Here is a 16,655-nt window from a genome sequence, read left to right on the forward strand (position 1 = left end):
ACCATGATTGGAAATTCGATTATAAAATTAAACGGTGTTAACATATTTCAGCAAAAGCACCTGGTGTTATCTGGAGTTAACCTGCATATTGATAAAGGTGACTTTGTGTGGTTGATTGGCCAAACGGGCTCAGGTAAAAGTAGCTTGCTAAAAGTTATTTATGGCGATCTGATGGTTACTACCGGATCGGGGCATGCCTGCGGCTATGACCTCACTAAAATTACAGATAATGATGTTCCATTTTTACGCCGTAAACTGGGTATTGTTTTCCAGGATTTTCAATTATTAACGGACCGTTCAATTGAACAAAACCTGCAATTTGTTTTAAATGCAACCGGTTGGACCGATAAAAAATTAATTGCCGACCGTATTTTGGATGTTTTGGAAAAAGTTGGACTACGTTCGAAATTGAAAAAAATGCCTCATGAAATTTCAGGTGGCGAACAACAGCGTGTAGTTATTGCCCGTGCCTTGTTAAACGATCCCGAAATTATTTTGGCAGATGAGCCAACAGGCAACCTTGACCCTGATACATCAGAGGAAATTGTTTTATTACTTAAGCAAATCAGTCAATCGGGCACAGCTGTTGTTGTAGCCACACATGATTATCATATTATCCGCACCTTCCCTTCGCGCATAATTAAGTGCGAAAACGGTAAAGTGCTGGAGGATGTACAAATAGCTTAAATTTTTCCTTAATGTCATGATGCTGCTACTTTAGCATAGTATACTGACATGTCTACCTCAAAAAAATATTATCGCTGACAGCTTGTCGGCTTTTGCACAATGGCAAGATACTTGACTTGCTGTATTTACTATGAATTTTAACGACATGTTGAAGAAGAAAACAAATAATTCAGATACACCTGAAATTGTAAGTGAAAATATGGATACTAATTCGGAAGAGACGCCACAACAGGAAAACGGCGCATTGGATGAAAAATCACCGGAGGACCTTTTAAAAGAAGAATTATCATTAGCTAATGATAAATACCTACGCTTATATGCCGAATTTGATAATTTTAGAAGACGTACTACTAAAGAACGTATTGAACTTTTACAAACTGCAGGAAAAGAAATAGTTGTTTCGCTATTACCTGTGCTGGATGATTTTGAACGTGCCATTAAATCAATGGAAGCTGCTACTGATGTAACAGCTGTTAAAGAAGGTGTTGTATTGGTTCAAAACAAGCTAAATAATATCCTTTCGCAAAAAGGATTAAAACCTATGGAATCAATTGGTAATGCATTTGATGCCGACCTGCATGAAGCTATAACTAATATCCCTGCACCGACCGATGATATGAAAGGTAAAGTAATAGATGAAATGGAAAAAGGTTATTACCTGAATGACAGCGTTATACGCTTTGCTAAGGTTGTTGTTGGAGCATAAGTGATTTGAATTTCGGATGTTCATTTTCAATTCAGGAAAATTGAACATCTAAAAACATGATATGCATAATTTGAAAATCCGAAATTGAAATTTCGAAATCCGAAATAATAAAAGATGTCTAAAAGAGATTACTACGATGTGCTTGGCGTTGCCAGAGGTGCCGATGCCGAAGAAATAAAGAAAGCTTATCGTAAGATGGCCATTAAATATCACCCTGATAAAAACGAGGGTGATAAGGCAGCTGAAGAAAAATTTAAAGAAGCGGCAGAAGCCTACGAGGTTTTAAGCAACCCGGAGAAGCGCCAGCGTTATAATCAGTTTGGCCATGCAGCTAACGCACAATCTGCCAACGGTGGCGGCTATGGCGGCGGAGGCATGAATATGGAAGACATATTTAGCCAGTTTGGCGACATATTTGGTGGCGGTAGCCCATTTGAGGGTTTCTTCGGTGGCGGCGGCGGCCGCCAGGGACAAGGGGGCAGACGCGTTGCGCGTGGCAGTAACCTGCGCATTAAAGTAAAATTAACACTTGATGAGATTGCCAATGGCACCGAAAAGAAAATAAAAGTAAACAAACAAGTATTATGTAAAACCTGCGATGGTACAGGTGCAAAAGATAAATCATCTTTTCAAACCTGTAAAACTTGTGGTGGCCAGGGAGCAGTAAGGCGTGTAACCAATACCATTTTGGGCCAGATGCAAACTACCAGCACCTGCCCTACCTGTAATGGCGAAGGCAGTACCATCACTTCAAAATGTACAGTTTGTCATGGCGATGGTGTGGTGCGTGGCGAAGAGACCATTAGCATTAATGTGCCTGCAGGTGTTAGCGAAGGTATGCAGCTAAGTATGAGCGGCAAAGGTAATGCTGCCCCAAGAGGCGGTGTACCCGGCGACCTTATCATATTAATTGAAGAGATACCGCACGAAACCTTAAAGCGCGATGGTAATAATGTGATATATGATCTGCATATATCATTTATTGACGCGGCTTTGGGTACAAGTATTGAAATACCTACCATTGATGGCAAAGCCAAGATCAAAATTGATCCCGGAACACAAGGCGGTAAAATATTGCGTTTAAAAGGCAAAGGCGTGCCTGAGGTGAACTCTTATCACCGCGGTGACCAGTTAGTCCATATTAACATTTGGACGCCTAAAGCGCTTAATAGTGAGGAAAGGGCCATATTAGAAAAATTACAGGACTCGCCTAACTTTAAACCTAACCCGGGCAAAAACGAGAAGAGCTTTTTTGAACGGATGAAGGAATATTTTGAATAAAAAGTGAAAGGATAAAGCTGAAAGGAAAAGCTAAAGCTCATGATTAATTTATTCATGGGCTTTTTGCTTTTTTAAACATTTACTATTTTGAATTGTATATTTGATTCAACACAATCATATGGGTAAACCAATTGCCGTAATGGACCTCGGCACAAATACTTTTCATTTATTAATTGCCGAAGGCGATGGTTCAAATCCACATATATTATTTCAAACTACTAACCCTACCAAACTGGGCGAAGGCGGTATAAACAAGGGCCTTATAGCACCAAACGCTTATAAACGTGGTGTAAAAGCTATGCAAGAGTTTAGCGAAGAAATAGCAAAACATAATGTAAAGCATATTAAAGCAATAGCTACTTCTGCTCTGCGTAGCGCAGGCAACGGACAGGAATTTATTGATGAAGTGAAAATTAAAACCGGCATCCATATCGAAACAATAGATGGCGATGAAGAAGCAGGTTATATTTATAACGGTGTAAAAGCGGGCGGTTGCCTATCTAAACAAAATTCGCTAATCATGGATATTGGCGGTGGTAGTGTAGAATTTATTTTGGGTAATGAAGAAGATATGATGTGGAAACAAAGTTTTGAAATTGGTGCGGCACGACTGATGGATAAATTTCATCAGGTTGATCCTATTACTGCAGAAGCAATAGATAGACTTAATACTTATTTAGAAGACCGCCTGGCGGATATGTTGTCCGCAGTTGGCAATTACCAGATCATTGATCTAATAGGCTCATCGGGAGCGTTTGAGACTTTTGCCGAGGTTATAGAAGCCGAAAAAGGTAATCCTTTTGATATAAGAACTATCAAGCATTATGCTTTTGATACCGATGAACTGATAGGGGTAACCGATAAATTAATTAATTCATCGCACGAGGAAAGAAAAAACACCAAAAGCATTATTCCTGTACGGGTAGATATGATTGTAGTAGCAAGCCTGGTAACTAGATTTGTGATGCAAAAGTTAAATATTTACAGAGTTGCTTTATCAACCAATTCGTTAAAAGAAGGTGTTGCGGCCGCTATGTTAGCGGGTTAGTTTAACCAATTCCTGGTATAAACGCTCCGTGGGTAGTCCAACTACGTTGGTGTATGACCCATTAATTTTTTTGATGCCGGTAACTCCTACCCATTCCTGTATGCCGTATGAGCCGGCTTTATCCATGGGTTTGTATTTGGTTACATAATGCCTAAGCTCTTCCTCGCTCATATCACGAAAGGTAACTTCTGACACCTCATAAAAACTATGATACTGGTGCTTATAAAACAAACAAACACCGGTAATTACCTGATGCGTTTTTCCCGACAGCATTTGCAGCATTTCAACAGCATGATGTTCGGTTTCGGGTTTGCCTAATATATGTCCTTCAATACTGACTATGGTATCGGCGGTAAGTACTATTTCATCTCCTACCATTTCATCAAAAGCTTCAGCTTTTTTTTGGGCTATATAAACGGCAATTTCTTCTGGAGTTAAATCATCAGGGTATGATTCGTCAACCTCCTTAAGTACAATACGAAAATCCAGGTCCATCAACGTCAACAATTCCTGCCTGCGCGGGGATTTAGAAGCCAGTATGATTGGTGGAAATTTTGTCATAACGATTATTAGCTTTCTGCTTTTACCTTTCAGCTTTAACCCTTTATTACCAGCTATAAGCTTCAGTACTCATCCACTTACCCTGTATCTTCAACACTTTTTCAATAACATCACGGGCGCAGCCTTTGCCACCTGTAAATGGAGAAACATAAGCACTTAAAGCTTTTATCTCTTCAGCCGCATCAGCAGGGCAAACGGCTAACCCGGCTATTTTCATTACCTCAATATCCGGGATATCATCGCCCATATATAATACATTGGTGGCCCTGATATGCTTCTCTTCCAGATAATTTTTAAACTTAGTTGATTTTATATTTACGCCAAGATATACATCGGTAATACCTAAAGCATTGAGCCTATGGATGGCAGTTTTTGAGCGACTGCCGGAAATTGCGCATACATTATAGCCGCATTTTACGGCTAATTGCAAGGCATAGCCGTCTTTAATATTAAATGCACGGCTTTGCTCGCCATTTTCTGCTACAAATACAGCGCCATCGGTAAGCACTCCATCCACATCAAATACAAAGGTGGTAATATCCTGTAATTTACTTAAAAATGATTCCATGAGAATTATTGGTTATCTCTCCACTCATAAACCCAGGCAGATTGTATTTGCTCCAGGTGACCTTCATTAGCTTGCTCGCGGGTACCTGCAAAATTTGGTAATGATAATACCCACTCTAATAAATCAGTAAAGCGTATACGGTATATTTTTGATTCGCCATATTCTGGTCCAAATTTTTCATAAAGGCCCATAGCAATGTCTTCATAATCATTCCAATGGATAGGCAAAGCAAATTTATCGTCGTTCATTTTTATTATTTTATAAGTCAAACGTTAACGTAATACGTACCACGTAAAACTTTCATTTAATGTCCTAAAAACTGTGATTGATCGGGTATGGTAACTTCAATATCACCATCAATTATTACACATTGGCAACCTAATCTTGAATTAATACGCGGGTTAACTGCCCTATCAATAAAATCTTCCTCTTTGTCAGATATTTCCTGGATGTTATCCATTCCCTTGTTTACATATATATGGCAGGTACTACAGCCACATACACCACCACAGTTGTGCTGTAACTCAATATCGTTGTCAAGGCAAACATCTAAAACAGATTCTCCTTCGGCAATTGGCAACTCAATAGGTTCGTGCCCTTTTTCCTCAAAGTTTATCTTTACTTTAAAAATATTCATTGGCGCAAAAGTAATAAAATTACTTATCCCCGCGTTGCGTATCGCCCAATTTGATAATACCCTGACTTAATAAAAAATACAATTGCTGTAATTCGGGTTCGCCTTCAAGCATTTGCCGATGCATGGCCATTGTATTTTCATCATTACGGATGGCCGGCCCGGTTTGTACCGTAGCAGGAATGGCATTTTGTACCTTTTCAGCAGTCTCCTGTATCAATGGCCTCAATAGTTCAAAATCCAGTCCTTGCTTAGCTATAATTTGCTGCGCGATGTTATATAAGTAGTTGGGGAAATTGCAGGCAAATGTTGCTGCCAGGTGCAGGGCTTTACGCTTCTCGCTATCAATATAATAAACCCTGTTACTGATAGTTTGGGCCAGTTGTTCTAAGATATTAGCAATAGTTTCATTCTTAGCTTCAATGCAAAGTGGTACATTCCTAAAATCTACCTCCTTAATTTTGCTAAATGTTTGCAGCGGATAAAAAACACCTACATTATCAGAAAAAGCCAACAAGCTGTACAGATCGGTCGCACCTGAAGTATGCACCATTAATTTTTGATGAGCTGCCAATTGTTCGGCTATTGGGCCTATGGCATCATCTTTTATAGCGATGATAAAAAGATCGGTATCTATATTGATCGCATTTAAATCATCAATCGCTTCAGCTTTTACATGATATGCCAGTAATAACGCGTTTTGCAGAGTGCGGCTATATACCTGCACAATAGTATGCCCGGCGTTTTTTAAAGCCGCCGCCAAATGGGTGGCAACATTACCTGAACCTATAAGGGTGATGCGCATTAACTACTTAGCTTATCTGACAAAAGCTGATATAATTCATCAAAACTGTATTCTAATTGATTACTGGTAATGGTTACAGGACTACCACATAATTTAAAATTCAACAACATTGATTTCCTTTTAAAAACATTTTCTTGTCTATCGATATATTTTTCAGGATTTTTTAAATACAGTATAATTAATTTACTCCTACCTATTTTGTTAATGCCAATTCCTTCTATATCACCCCAAGTGAAATAATCTTTGATACCTAAATTAATTTGAATCCCTTCATCGTCTATAATAAGACCTGGCTTCTTATCAAAAAACTTTAGCAAAAATGCAATTGCACACATACCAAAAAAAATCACTGCAGAAAATCCAACTACAACAATAACCGGTACAGGTACGTGACGAAAACCTGTGGTAGAATACATTTTAGGATCAGCAAGAAATGCTATACCACTAGCAACAAAAATTACAGATCCAATAAGTGACAAAACTAATTTGGTTTTACTAAATGGTATTAGTATTGATTGTGAGGCATTCAAATCTGCATTCATAATTATATGAATATAGTGACATAGATTTAATATCTAAATTTTAAAGCGTCTTTAACTCCTTATTCCTTCTGAATATGGATAGTAAAATACCTATCACCATAATGATAGTACCTGCCCATAAAAAGTTAATGTACGGGAACTGTATAGCACGCATTACAATATATTTCTTTGCGCTTTCAGGCTCTTGGTATAGCGTAATTTCGATCTTCTTTTTCTCAGGCAAAACTTTAGAGAAGCGGAACTTTAAACCAGCCTGTTCAACCTTGCGGGCAAAATCATAAGCGCCACCATTTTTTATCAGGTATACCGGGGCTGCCTGGTAAGTTTTGCCTTGTGTAACCACATCCATTTTGGCAGCAACGGCTACATCCTTACCTGTAATGGGTATATTCTCCAATTTATCTACAGTTGATATTTCTTTTAACAACGCGTAACCTTCTCTAAAAGGAATAGTGTCACCTACCGCAACTTCATAAACTACAGGGGCATCGTATTTTTTGTCATCATCCGCTTCATCTTCATGCCCATCGCCCTCTGCCTGTTCATCATAAGTTATAGCGTTTGACATATTTACGTGCGTATACAAATCACTAAACAAATAATGCTTGGTATCCGGTGATGCTATTAAACCCATGCTGCGGTTAGCCTGTGCATTAGGGGTTAATATAAACTGTTCAGTAACCTTACCACTGGCATCAACCACTTTATACTCCACTTTGAAATAATGGTTTGGCGGAGCGATAGAATCGCCTATATAGGTTACGGTATATTTACCCATTTGTACAGGTGTATTTTTGTACATTAGGATATTTTCTTTCGGGTCGTTTTTTGATTTAACAAATTCGGTAGTATTCAGATCTCCGGTATTGTTCTCAGATATAACTTTGCTGGTTCCTGCCGATATTAATGCACCTACCATCATCAAACCAAAACCAATATGCGCAACTGCCGAGCCTACCAGCTTAGCCTTGCCTTTTATGGCGTCAACAAATACCTTAGTATTGGCCAATATAGAATATATAGCACCTACCATGATCATGATAAATACAATATGTAATGTATATAAACCGGTGATATATACAACCAATGCTGTTATTAATGCCGCAAATACTAAATAAATAATTGTTGTTATAAAAAACTTGGACAGATCAGTTTTTTTATACTTCATAAACTGGGTAAATCCAGTTAAGAAGGTAACTATTACCGCAAAAGCTGCCTGTATGGTATTGTAATGTTTAATCGGATCGGTAGGTGGCGCCAGTTTGGTTCCAAATAACGCATTCCATACCGGTATTGAAGTTACTACCACCAAATGGAAACAAGATAAGGCCAAAAATATAGAACCTACAAACATCCAAAACTCGCGAGAATAGGTTTCTTCGTCCTTTTTGCTTGTTGGTAGTTCTTTCCAGCGGATAACCAACATCACAATGCCTAATATTAAGAATATTAACACATCAGCCACCAAATGCCAAAACATACCGGCATCAGTAAATGAGTGTACCGATGTTTCGCCTAAAATACCGCTACGGGTTAGGAAGGATGCATATAATACCAACACAAAGCTGGCAATTACTAATATGGACGCTGTTTTATAAGAGTGGCCCGTATTTTTATAAATAATTAATACGTGTAACGCACCTACCAATATGAGCCACGGTATAATTGAGGCATTCTCTACCGGGTCCCATGCCCAAAAACCACCAAAGGTTAATGACTCGTATGCCCAAAAAGATCCCATGATAATACCTGTACCTAATATCATCACTGCAAACAGCGAATAGGTTATAGCAGGCTTCACCCAATCTTTATAGCGCTTTTGCCATAAACCGGCAATAGCGTAAGCAAACGGTACAACCATTGATGCAAAACCTAAAAACAACGTTGGCGGGTGTATTACCATCCAATAGTTTTGCAGTAATGGGTTCATACCGTTACCGTCTTTGATATAGGTAAGGTAATTTTTATAATATTCAGGGTTGGTAGCAAATATTGGCGTTGTTTCTTTGAGGTTGATAGCCTCACGCAATAATATAAATGGCGATGTGCCAATACGTTCACCAAATAGCTCAACCCCTAAAAGCATAGAAGCAATTAAAGCCTGTGCAAGCATTACCACAGCTAAAACCGGGCTTTCCCATGATTTTGCCCGCCATACCAGTATCATGCTGATAACACCCTGCCAAAAGGTCCATAGCCAAAAGCTACCCTCTTGCCCATCCCAAAAGCTGGAAATTATATAATAAACAGGCAGCGTACGTGATGAGTGAGCCCAGGCATAATAATATTCATAATAGTAATTACCTATGATATAAAACAGGCTTGCTCCGATACCCGCCACAGCAATCATGTTTACAATGGCTCCTATCCGACCCATTTTTAACCATGACCGATCATTAGGATGTTTTACAGAGAAAAAATAACTTATTGCAGATATCAGGGCCGAACCAAATGCCAATACAATAAAGAACTGGCCCAACTGGCCCGGTAAAAGGTGTTCCCCTTTAAATACTATATCCATTAATTTAGATTATATATTGGCTTCTTTAGCCTTAAATTCGGTGATCTCTACTTTATCCTGGGTATATTTTGAAGGGCATTTCATCAATATTTTTGATGCATGAAATTCATTGCCTCTCATTTGCCCGGTTAACACAATTTGTTCTGAACGCTCAAAATCCTGCGGCTTTGCACCGGTGAATACCACCTTACAATTTTGCCCTTTATTATCTTTCATATAAAATGAAAAATAATTAGCATCCTTTGTAGCATCATACTCCAATTCTCGTTGTTTATCTAACTGGCCCACTACCTGTAACTGGCTCTCAGTTTGCTTTGCATCGCTAAATGTGCCGTAAGTGCTTGAACTTGAATACACGCTGATTATAACCGCAATTGCTATAGCTATAACTACCAGGCCAAAAATTGAACTTTTTTTCATCGTTGGTTTATTTCCGTTTGGGATTACAAAAATACAAAACGTACAGGTAATAATATTTATTACTACGGATATGTGTTATTTAGAATTTTTCTTAATAACTAACGTACAATTGTTATGGATGAAGCCTGTTTTACCGGGGTATGAAAATAATCGTCAGTGCCTTCAAACACCCAATAATACGTACCTTCAGGTAAGGTACCACCGCCATTAGCACCGGTCCATTTATCATTAATTGACCGTGTAGTAAAAACCAGCTGGCCATACCTATTAAATATCCTTAGTAAAGTAAGGGTTACGTAACCGGTAGTTTTTATAGAAAAGTTATCATTGATACCGTCGCCATTTGGAGTAAATGTATTGGAGGCTTCAATAGTATAAGGTGGCGGTGGGTTAACTATCACCTTTACGGGAACAACAACGGAGCAACCTATGCCACTGGTAGCTTTTACATAATAAGTTCCGCTGACATTTACACTAAAATCTACCATAGGTATTGTTGTGGCAGCATCAGTAAAGTAATTGTAATTAACCCCTGCTATATGGGTAAAGGTGGTTGACAAGTCTACTTTGGTTGGGTATCTAACCGGCAATGGCTGGGTAATAGTAATTTCAGGGTTTGTTAAAATTACTTCAATGGGTAGTATATCAGTACAACCACCTTCATTGGTTCCTCTTATGTAATAGGTGCCTGATGTTAATACTTTATCAGGATTTGGCAAATACTCAAATCCATCACCATCTTTTTTATAGTAAGAAAATCTCATGGTACTGCTACCTGCTGTTATACTTGCTGCTGTTAAATCAAACCCTGTACCATTGCACCCATAAACTTTAGGGTCAACTACTAAATTAAAAGGCTCGGCCAATTTTTGAAGCGTAATGTATAAGTCGTCTTCACAACCTAAATTAAGGTAAGGAATAATGTGTAACATATACTTATCCCCATCAACTGCCGGCACGGTTATGTTTTGCCCGGGGATGCCAGGCTTTGTAGTGTCATTATCCTTATACCACATGTATTCTTCAAAACCCGATGGACCAATTAATGTAGTTTGAGTTTGGTTACTACAAAACACATTTCCGTTAATTGGTTTTAAACTTAATACTTCATCCACATCTAAATAAGCATAACCAAAGTGTCCGCTGGGTTTACAATCTTCTGCTGTAAATTCCAACCTAATGGTTTCACCGGTATAGTTTGTAAGATCGATCATTGCGGTTGACCAATCTTTGTAATAAATCGGCGCAGGCCCTCCGGGATTGGCTGTAGCTCTGGTAATGTCGGATTTATCAAATCCCGGAATACCAGATTGTGGGGAAAAATCTAATGAAGGGCAAGTAACATAATTTCCGGCAGATACATTATATACCTTTGCTGAGAAAAAAGGTTGTTCTTCGACACGGTGATTAGGATCCTCTATTACCACAGCATAATTAAAGATTATACTGTACCGTGTTACATTTTTAGGAACTTTAAAAGTATAACTAACACGCTGCATTTTACCTGCCGGGACATCGTTGCCTAATTTAATAGAGTATTTACTACCGTTAGGACAAACTACCGGGAAATCTCCATAAGGGTCAACTTGGTTTTTGTTATAAGTGGCATCAAATATGGTATGTCTTCCATACACGGGAGTACCGGGCGGGTCCATAATATCAGTTGAGCCGGGCGTCCTATTTCTTGTACCTATAGATGTTTCCCATCCATCAAAGTTACCATTTTCAAAACCTATATTATTAGGCAACTGTGCATACAAGATATTGCTTGCTAACAGTAATAAAACAAAAAATATTTTACACAATAGGTTCATTGGACACCCTAAAGGTAAAAGTTTACAGTTGTAATTATAACTTTTATGGCCAAATACCCAGGTTTTGATAAGATACGGCTATTTTATTAATTACGCCTACCAGTGCTGCGGTGCGCATACTATCTAATTTATCGGTATCTACATATATATTTCGTATCTCGTGGTATGAGCGTATCATGGTATCCTCTAAACCCGAATTTACCAACTCCAGTTCAGATGATCCTTTAACAATAACTGCGCGTTCTGCCGGGGATAATGATGCACCTGTTATGCTCTCCACCATGTTTACCAGGTTTTTATTAGTATTTTCTTCAAAACGGCGGTTAATACGCCCAAAAGCCACGTGCGATAAATTTTTAAGCCATTCAAAATATGACACGGTTACACCACCTGCATTGGCATACATATCAGGTATTATTATACCGCCCATTTGGTAAAAAGCAGCCTCTGCTTCGGGACTGGTTGGGCCATTAGCCCCCTCGGCAATAATTTTAGCTTTTATGTTTTTTACATTTTTAATAGTAATTTGGTTCTCTAATGCAGCGGGAACTAAAATATCGCAGGGCTGTTCAATTCCATCTGCAGAAGAAAGGTCTTTTGCTCCCGGATAACCCAATATAGATCCTGTTTCTTTTCGGTGCTTAAAAACAGCTTCAACATCCAAGCCATCAGCATTATAAATCGCACCCTCCATTTCGCTGATGCCTACTATAACGCCGCCAAATTCTGATAAATATTTAGCTGAATAATATCCTACATTACCTAAACCCTGTACAATTATTCTTTTACCTGATAAACCAGCTGTTAGACCCAATTTTTGCATATCCTCTGCCACATCTACACACTCGCGTACTGCAATGGCCACCCCCCTGCCAGTTGCTTCCCGGCGGCCCATTATACCGTGTAACGCAATTGGCTTGCCGGTTACACTCGCCATTGCATCCAACTGGCCGGGGTTCATGGTGGCATACGTATCAGCAATCCAGCTCATTTCACGTTCGCCCGATCCATAATCGGGTGCGGGTACGTCAATGCTTGGACCTATAAAATTTTTCTTTATTAATTCAACCGTATAACGGCGTGTTATATTTTCTAACTCCTGCGTAGTATAATTTTTAGGATTGATCTTGATACCACCTTTGGCCCCGCCAAAGGGCACATTTACAATAGCACATTTGTAGGTCATTAAAGCGGCAAGTGCCATCACCTCATCCTCGTTTACCATTTCGCTGTAGCGTATACCACCTTTTGTGGGCGATTGATGATGTGAATGCTCTACACGCCAGGCATCAATTACCTCGAAATTGTTACCCCTGCGGATAGGAAAGCGAAAACGATAAACACTATTACATGACTTGATCTGATCTAATAAACCGGCATCATGTTTGGTAAATTGGGCAGCGTGGTCAAAGTTTTGGCAAACATCATTAAAAAAATGGGTAGACTGGTCAAGGGCAGAATAGTTTGGAGACATAGCTTGAATGTTATACTATTAAAGATACAGCATTAACAATCAACTACAAACTATGTTTAACTACTTTTCCTTTTCTATTTTTTTAAGACGACGGTCTATTGAAAAAAGGTAAATGGCCAGTCCCGTAAACACAATGGCAATAGTAGTTATCACCACGTATATTTTACCTGAAGCACGAAATGAGTCGGCCATTTCTACAGGCTCATTTTGTGCAAATACAGTAATGAAGCTTAAAAGCAAGAAAAGCAAAGCGGTTATTTTTTTCATAATTAATTAGTAGCGTTCCTTTTGTACTCAATTAAACGGATACGATAGCGGATTGAGGCTATCCATAAGGCAATAAAACTCCATCCCAGCATTGCGGGGTAAAACGCGATCTTCATGCCGTTATCTAAATCGTATTTACCAAATGCCGGGTTACCACCACTACCGGGATGCAAAGAATCTGTAAGTCTTGGTAAAATAAATATAAGCACCAACATTATTGGAAACGCAAATATGTTATAGATAGCTGATATTTTACCACGTTTTTGCTCTTCATCTACCGAATTACGCAGTACCAGGTAAGCACAGTATAATAAAAATGCTATTGCAGCGCTGTTTTGTTTGGGGTCGCCGCTCCAATAATCGCCCCAGGTATATTTGGCCCATATCATGCCTGTTATTAAGCCTAATGTGTAAAACAGCAAACCGGTATTAACACATTCAACCGCTATCAAATCGTATTCTTCTTTACCTGTTTGTAAATACTTTATGCTATAAAATACAGATATTACAAAGACGGTTAACATGGCCATCCACATAGGAACATGGAAGTACAAATTCCGTATTGTTTCGTGCAATACAGGCAATGCAGGCACATCAAAAAGCAAGCCGGTAAAAAAGGTAGAAAATACCATTAATACTGCAATTACTTTCCACCAGGTTTGATAAATGAAATTCATAATATATATGAAGCAAATGTAATAATTTACTTGGTTTGTAAAATGGCAATAGTTACTATCTCTTCGCGGGCAATGGTGTGTGTTTATTCGCTTCCTGTTCAGCTATGGGTATATAATCAACCGGTAACAAGGTTGATAAGCGTGATTTGGACCAGGTACCTTCGTATAATGGCCCGTTGGCTACAATTATTCCGTTCATATCAAACAAAGAAAACCTTGCCTGATCAAGAAATGAAAGTATGGTGGTTTCATAATTGGGCATAGTTAATGGCTTATATACATCTCTGAAATAGGTTTCTTCTCTTTTTTTGGTATAGATTACATATAAGTTTTCCGGAAAAGTTAGCGCAAATATCCCCGGCTTATCGGTTGTTGTAAGCACCTCGGTTGAAAAATACTTTACACTGCTAATGGTTTGATTATAATACCGGGGCATGGTTTGCATACTGGTCCAGTAATTTACCGAATCAAGTACTATAGTAATATTTCCCCTTTGATTATATAATGCCCTAAATCCTTCTATTTTTTTCTGGATCACATGATCAGGTGGGCGATTAGGGTTAAGTTCTCTGTGTATTTTGTATATTTCAAATCCTTCCTGGTCTAATATATCTTTATATAATGACCTATAAAAGTGCATGGCCGAGCCATAATAGGCTTCATCGCGTTTAACGCGCCATTTTTTCTTTTGCGGCTCTTTGGCCGGTAATTCTTCAAACAGTCGTTGCCCGGAATACGATATGATACCGGATATACCATCACTTTTAAAATCTTTCACTAAAAACTTAACCCTGTATCCCAATGCACGGTTCTCAACTATCAGGAATTCATCTGCGTAAGCTTCTAAAACCTGTTTGCTTTTACGATAGGTAAAGTTCAACACTTCCGGATTTATTATTTCACAATTTTTTGCATTTGCGTCCGAGCCTATAAACTCAGTTTTAAACTGTTCAAAATGGCGTCGCCAATCAGCTTTTGAACTGGTAGATATGGTCACCTCTCTAAGCTCTATGGATTTTCCCGACAGCTCTACATCTATATTTATGGTTTCACCTTCTATTAATATAGTCTTCGTAAAATCTTGATAACCAATAGCAGTTACCACCAAAGTATACTGCCCTGGCCTAATATTGTTTAAAGCAAAAGATCCATCATTTTTTGTAATTGTACCGAAAGAAGAATTGCTTAAGAAAACGCTGGCCTGGGGAATTGGTGATTTTGAATTTGCACTAACTACTTTACCGATAATACTACCGCGCTGTGCCAATGTAACCATTGGGCATACCAGGCATAAGTATATTAACCAAAATAAGCGCATAGCATTAAATTCCTATAAATGTAGTAAATATGCTAATTAAGAATAGCCATTCAACAATGTAGCAACATTGTTAATCGCGCCATAAAAAAGGGAAGAGCAACAAAGCAGTAGCTATTACAATGACATTAATAGCACATAAAGCGCCTATATCGCTATAACTAACACTACGATCAAGTTCGTCCATAGCATTTTTGCTTAAACGCACCAATATTAAAATAACGGGTATAACAACCGGGAAACTTAATATAGACATTAAAGTGCCATTATTGCCTGCTTTTGATGCAATGGCTGATATCATAGTAAAAACAGTTGAAAAACTTATACTACCTAATATTACAGCTAAAAAATAAAATAATGGATCGCCAATAGAATTGGGGAAGAATAGTACATAAATTATTAATGCCAATACACTTAATAATGACATTAATAGTATGTTATAAATTGTTTTAGACAAAATAATGGCCTGTGGACTGGCTATGGTGTAATAGTATAATAAACGGTTCCTGCTTTCCTGCAAAAAGCTTTTAGCAATGGCATTTACCGCAGCAAAAAGTATAATAATCCAGAACAATACATTCCAAACCACTTTGTAGCCTGTGCTTACCGTTTCGCCAGGTTTAACGCCACCCATCTGGGCAAAACCAGGTGTTAAATTAAAAGCAATATAACATACAAACACTGTAGAAACCACATACAGCAACACCCCGTTAAAAGCATACTTTGAGCGCCACTCCAATAATATCTCCTTTTTAAAAAGATACCAGGTTTGATTGATGAGTTCCATTAGCACAAATATAGTTATTGGCGATTAGTATTTGGGATTATGATTAACTTTACCTTATGTCAATAATTTATTATCGTACACCGGTTGGGATAGCAAAAATTAGTTCAGAAGATGATTTTATAACCGCTATCACTATAACTGATAATGATGAAGCCATCATTAAAGAACCAGCATCGGTAGTGCAAAAAATGGCTGTTGATCAATTAGATGAATATTTTTCCGGAAAAAGAAAAAAATTTGATCTGCCTATTAAACAATCAGGTACCGACTTTCAGCAACAAGTATGGCAACAGTTATTAAATATCGAGTATGGCACAACTATAACCTATGCGCAACTTTCCAACCAAATGAAAAGTCCGCTGGCCATTAGGGCTATTGCGGCGGCCAATGGTAAAAATAATTTGTGGATAGTTGTACCATGCCACCGCGTAATTGGATCTGACGGTAGCTTAACCGGTTATGCCGGTGGCTTGTGGCGCAAACAATGGTTACTTGAACATGAAGCTACAACGTTAGGAATAGGGCAAATTAAAATGCCTTTTTAGAGA

The 16,655-nt window shown here is 38.4% G+C and carries 19 protein-coding genes; 5 read left to right on the top strand and 14 right to left on the bottom strand.

Annotation, left to right across the window (positions count from 1 at the left end):
* Nucleotides 1-3 precede the first annotated feature (3 nt).
* From ACYVJ6_RS08845 to ACYVJ6_RS08860, 4 genes are all read left to right on the top strand, one after another.
* Nucleotides 4-687: a cell division ATP-binding protein FtsE gene (locus ACYVJ6_RS08845; protein WP_460693693.1), complete on the top strand. Its 684-nt coding sequence runs from the start codon at nt 4-6 to the stop codon at nt 685-687.
* Nucleotides 688-817: 130 nt separating this feature from the next.
* On the top strand, nt 818-1,393 hold the full coding sequence (locus ACYVJ6_RS08850; RefSeq protein WP_460693694.1) for a nucleotide exchange factor GrpE: 576 nt from the start codon (nt 818-820) through the stop codon (nt 1,391-1,393).
* A gap of 114 nt (nt 1,394-1,507) precedes the next feature.
* The gene (dnaJ, locus tag ACYVJ6_RS08855) at nt 1,508-2,674 is read left to right on the top strand and encodes a molecular chaperone DnaJ (RefSeq protein ID WP_460693695.1); all 1,167 of its coding nucleotides are present in this window, start codon (nt 1,508-1,510) and stop codon (nt 2,672-2,674) included.
* A 118-nt stretch (nt 2,675-2,792) separates the two neighbouring features.
* The gene (locus ACYVJ6_RS08860; RefSeq protein WP_460693696.1) at nt 2,793-3,722 is read left to right on the top strand and encodes a Ppx/GppA phosphatase family protein; all 930 of its coding nucleotides are present in this window, start codon (nt 2,793-2,795) and stop codon (nt 3,720-3,722) included.
* Here the strand turns inward: ACYVJ6_RS08860 and ACYVJ6_RS08865 are convergent.
* The 14 genes from ACYVJ6_RS08865 to ACYVJ6_RS08930 all read right to left on the bottom strand — a co-directional run bounded on the left by ACYVJ6_RS08865 (nt 3,711) and on the right by ACYVJ6_RS08930 (nt 16,107).
* The gene (locus tag ACYVJ6_RS08865) at nt 3,711-4,283 is read right to left on the bottom strand and encodes a Maf family protein (protein ID WP_460693697.1); all 573 of its coding nucleotides are present in this window, start codon (nt 4,281-4,283) and stop codon (nt 3,711-3,713) included. The genes ACYVJ6_RS08860 and ACYVJ6_RS08865 overlap by 12 nt on opposite strands.
* Nucleotides 4,284-4,329: 46 nt before the next feature.
* Entirely contained in the window at nt 4,330-4,851 is a 522-nt protein-coding gene (locus tag ACYVJ6_RS08870) for a KdsC family phosphatase (protein WP_460693698.1), read from the bottom strand.
* Between the two features lie 5 nt (nt 4,852-4,856).
* Nucleotides 4,857-5,099, bottom strand: coding sequence for a Fe-S cluster assembly protein IscX (gene iscX / locus ACYVJ6_RS08875; RefSeq protein ID WP_460693699.1), 243 nt, complete (start codon nt 5,097-5,099; stop codon nt 4,857-4,859).
* 56 nt (nt 5,100-5,155) lie between these two features.
* Complete coding sequence (locus ACYVJ6_RS08880; protein WP_460693700.1) at nt 5,156-5,488, bottom strand: 2Fe-2S iron-sulfur cluster-binding protein; 333 nt, start codon at nt 5,486-5,488, stop codon at nt 5,156-5,158.
* 19 nt (nt 5,489-5,507) lie between these two features.
* On the bottom strand, nt 5,508-6,290 hold the full coding sequence (locus tag ACYVJ6_RS08885) for a Rossmann-like and DUF2520 domain-containing protein (RefSeq protein ID WP_460693701.1): 783 nt from the start codon (nt 6,288-6,290) through the stop codon (nt 5,508-5,510).
* Nucleotides 6,290-6,832, bottom strand: coding sequence for an STM3941 family protein (locus tag ACYVJ6_RS08890; RefSeq protein ID WP_460693702.1), 543 nt, complete (start codon nt 6,830-6,832; stop codon nt 6,290-6,292). Before ACYVJ6_RS08890 ends, ACYVJ6_RS08885 begins: the two co-directional genes overlap by 1 nt.
* A gap of 40 nt (nt 6,833-6,872) precedes the next feature.
* Nucleotides 6,873-9,353: a cytochrome c biogenesis protein CcsA gene (gene ccsA / locus ACYVJ6_RS08895; protein WP_460693703.1), complete on the bottom strand. Its 2,481-nt coding sequence runs from the start codon at nt 9,351-9,353 to the stop codon at nt 6,873-6,875.
* A gap of 9 nt (nt 9,354-9,362) precedes the next feature.
* A complete protein-coding gene (locus ACYVJ6_RS08900) occupies nt 9,363-9,773 on the bottom strand; it encodes a cytochrome c maturation protein CcmE domain-containing protein (RefSeq protein ID WP_460693704.1) in 411 nt (136 codons plus the stop codon).
* A 98-nt stretch (nt 9,774-9,871) separates the two neighbouring features.
* Nucleotides 9,872-11,587, bottom strand: a complete 1,716-nt coding sequence (locus ACYVJ6_RS08905; protein ID WP_460693705.1) for a gliding motility-associated C-terminal domain-containing protein — start codon at nt 11,585-11,587, stop codon at nt 9,872-9,874.
* A 43-nt stretch (nt 11,588-11,630) separates the two neighbouring features.
* Entirely contained in the window at nt 11,631-13,061 is a 1,431-nt protein-coding gene (locus ACYVJ6_RS08910; protein ID WP_460693706.1) for a Glu/Leu/Phe/Val family dehydrogenase, read from the bottom strand.
* Nucleotides 13,062-13,121: 60 nt separating this feature from the next.
* On the bottom strand, nt 13,122-13,328 hold the full coding sequence (locus ACYVJ6_RS08915) for a CcmD family protein (protein WP_460693707.1): 207 nt from the start codon (nt 13,326-13,328) through the stop codon (nt 13,122-13,124).
* Nucleotides 13,329-13,330: 2 nt separating this feature from the next.
* The gene (locus ACYVJ6_RS08920) at nt 13,331-14,005 is read right to left on the bottom strand and encodes a cytochrome c biogenesis protein (protein ID WP_460693708.1); all 675 of its coding nucleotides are present in this window, start codon (nt 14,003-14,005) and stop codon (nt 13,331-13,333) included.
* Nucleotides 14,006-14,060: 55 nt separating this feature from the next.
* Nucleotides 14,061-15,323, bottom strand: coding sequence for a carboxypeptidase-like regulatory domain-containing protein (locus ACYVJ6_RS08925; protein ID WP_460693709.1), 1,263 nt, complete (start codon nt 15,321-15,323; stop codon nt 14,061-14,063).
* A gap of 70 nt (nt 15,324-15,393) precedes the next feature.
* The gene (locus ACYVJ6_RS08930; RefSeq protein WP_460693710.1) at nt 15,394-16,107 is read right to left on the bottom strand and encodes a heme exporter protein CcmB; all 714 of its coding nucleotides are present in this window, start codon (nt 16,105-16,107) and stop codon (nt 15,394-15,396) included.
* 56 nt (nt 16,108-16,163) lie between these two features.
* Here ACYVJ6_RS08930 and ACYVJ6_RS08935 point away from each other — a divergent pair, with 56 nt between their 5' ends.
* Complete coding sequence (locus tag ACYVJ6_RS08935) at nt 16,164-16,652, top strand: methylated-DNA--[protein]-cysteine S-methyltransferase (protein ID WP_460693711.1); 489 nt, start codon at nt 16,164-16,166, stop codon at nt 16,650-16,652.
* Nucleotides 16,653-16,655: the final 3 nt, after the last annotated feature.

Source organism: Mucilaginibacter puniceus (assembly GCF_054783175.1).

Bases quoted from the DNA above. Each gene is read 5' to 3' on its own strand.
- ACYVJ6_RS08925 (WP_460693709.1), bottom strand. From the start codon at position 15,323: ATGCGCTTATTTTGGTTAATATACTTATGCCTGGTATGCCCAATGGTT.
- ACYVJ6_RS08845 (WP_460693693.1), top strand. From the start codon at position 4: ATGATTGGAAATTCGATTATAAAATTAAACGGTGTTAACATATTTCAG.
- ACYVJ6_RS08880 (WP_460693700.1), bottom strand. From the start codon at position 5,488: ATGAATATTTTTAAAGTAAAGATAAACTTTGAGGAAAAAGGGCACGAA.
- ACYVJ6_RS08930 (WP_460693710.1), bottom strand. From the start codon at position 16,107: ATGGAACTCATCAATCAAACCTGGTATCTTTTTAAAAAGGAGATATTA.
- ACYVJ6_RS08870 (WP_460693698.1), bottom strand. From the start codon at position 4,851: ATGGAATCATTTTTAAGTAAATTACAGGATATTACCACCTTTGTATTT.
- ACYVJ6_RS08905 (WP_460693705.1), bottom strand. From the start codon at position 11,587: ATGAACCTATTGTGTAAAATATTTTTTGTTTTATTACTGTTAGCAAGC.
- ACYVJ6_RS08850 (WP_460693694.1), top strand. From the start codon at position 818: ATGAATTTTAACGACATGTTGAAGAAGAAAACAAATAATTCAGATACA.
- ACYVJ6_RS08900 (WP_460693704.1), bottom strand. From the start codon at position 9,773: ATGAAAAAAAGTTCAATTTTTGGCCTGGTAGTTATAGCTATAGCAATT.
- ACYVJ6_RS08935 (WP_460693711.1), top strand. From the start codon at position 16,164: ATGTCAATAATTTATTATCGTACACCGGTTGGGATAGCAAAAATTAGT.
- ACYVJ6_RS08915 (WP_460693707.1), bottom strand. From the start codon at position 13,328: ATGAAAAAAATAACCGCTTTGCTTTTCTTGCTTTTAAGCTTCATTACT.
- ACYVJ6_RS08885 (WP_460693701.1), bottom strand. From the start codon at position 6,290: ATGCGCATCACCCTTATAGGTTCAGGTAATGTTGCCACCCATTTGGCG.
- ACYVJ6_RS08865 (WP_460693697.1), bottom strand. From the start codon at position 4,283: ATGACAAAATTTCCACCAATCATACTGGCTTCTAAATCCCCGCGCAGG.
- dnaJ (WP_460693695.1), top strand. From the start codon at position 1,508: ATGTCTAAAAGAGATTACTACGATGTGCTTGGCGTTGCCAGAGGTGCC.
- ACYVJ6_RS08860 (WP_460693696.1), top strand. From the start codon at position 2,793: ATGGGTAAACCAATTGCCGTAATGGACCTCGGCACAAATACTTTTCAT.
- ACYVJ6_RS08890 (WP_460693702.1), bottom strand. From the start codon at position 6,832: ATGAATGCAGATTTGAATGCCTCACAATCAATACTAATACCATTTAGT.
- iscX (WP_460693699.1), bottom strand. From the start codon at position 5,099: ATGAACGACGATAAATTTGCTTTGCCTATCCATTGGAATGATTATGAA.
- ccsA (WP_460693703.1), bottom strand. From the start codon at position 9,353: ATGGATATAGTATTTAAAGGGGAACACCTTTTACCGGGCCAGTTGGGC.
- ACYVJ6_RS08910 (WP_460693706.1), bottom strand. From the start codon at position 13,061: ATGTCTCCAAACTATTCTGCCCTTGACCAGTCTACCCATTTTTTTAAT.
- ACYVJ6_RS08920 (WP_460693708.1), bottom strand. From the start codon at position 14,005: ATGAATTTCATTTATCAAACCTGGTGGAAAGTAATTGCAGTATTAATG.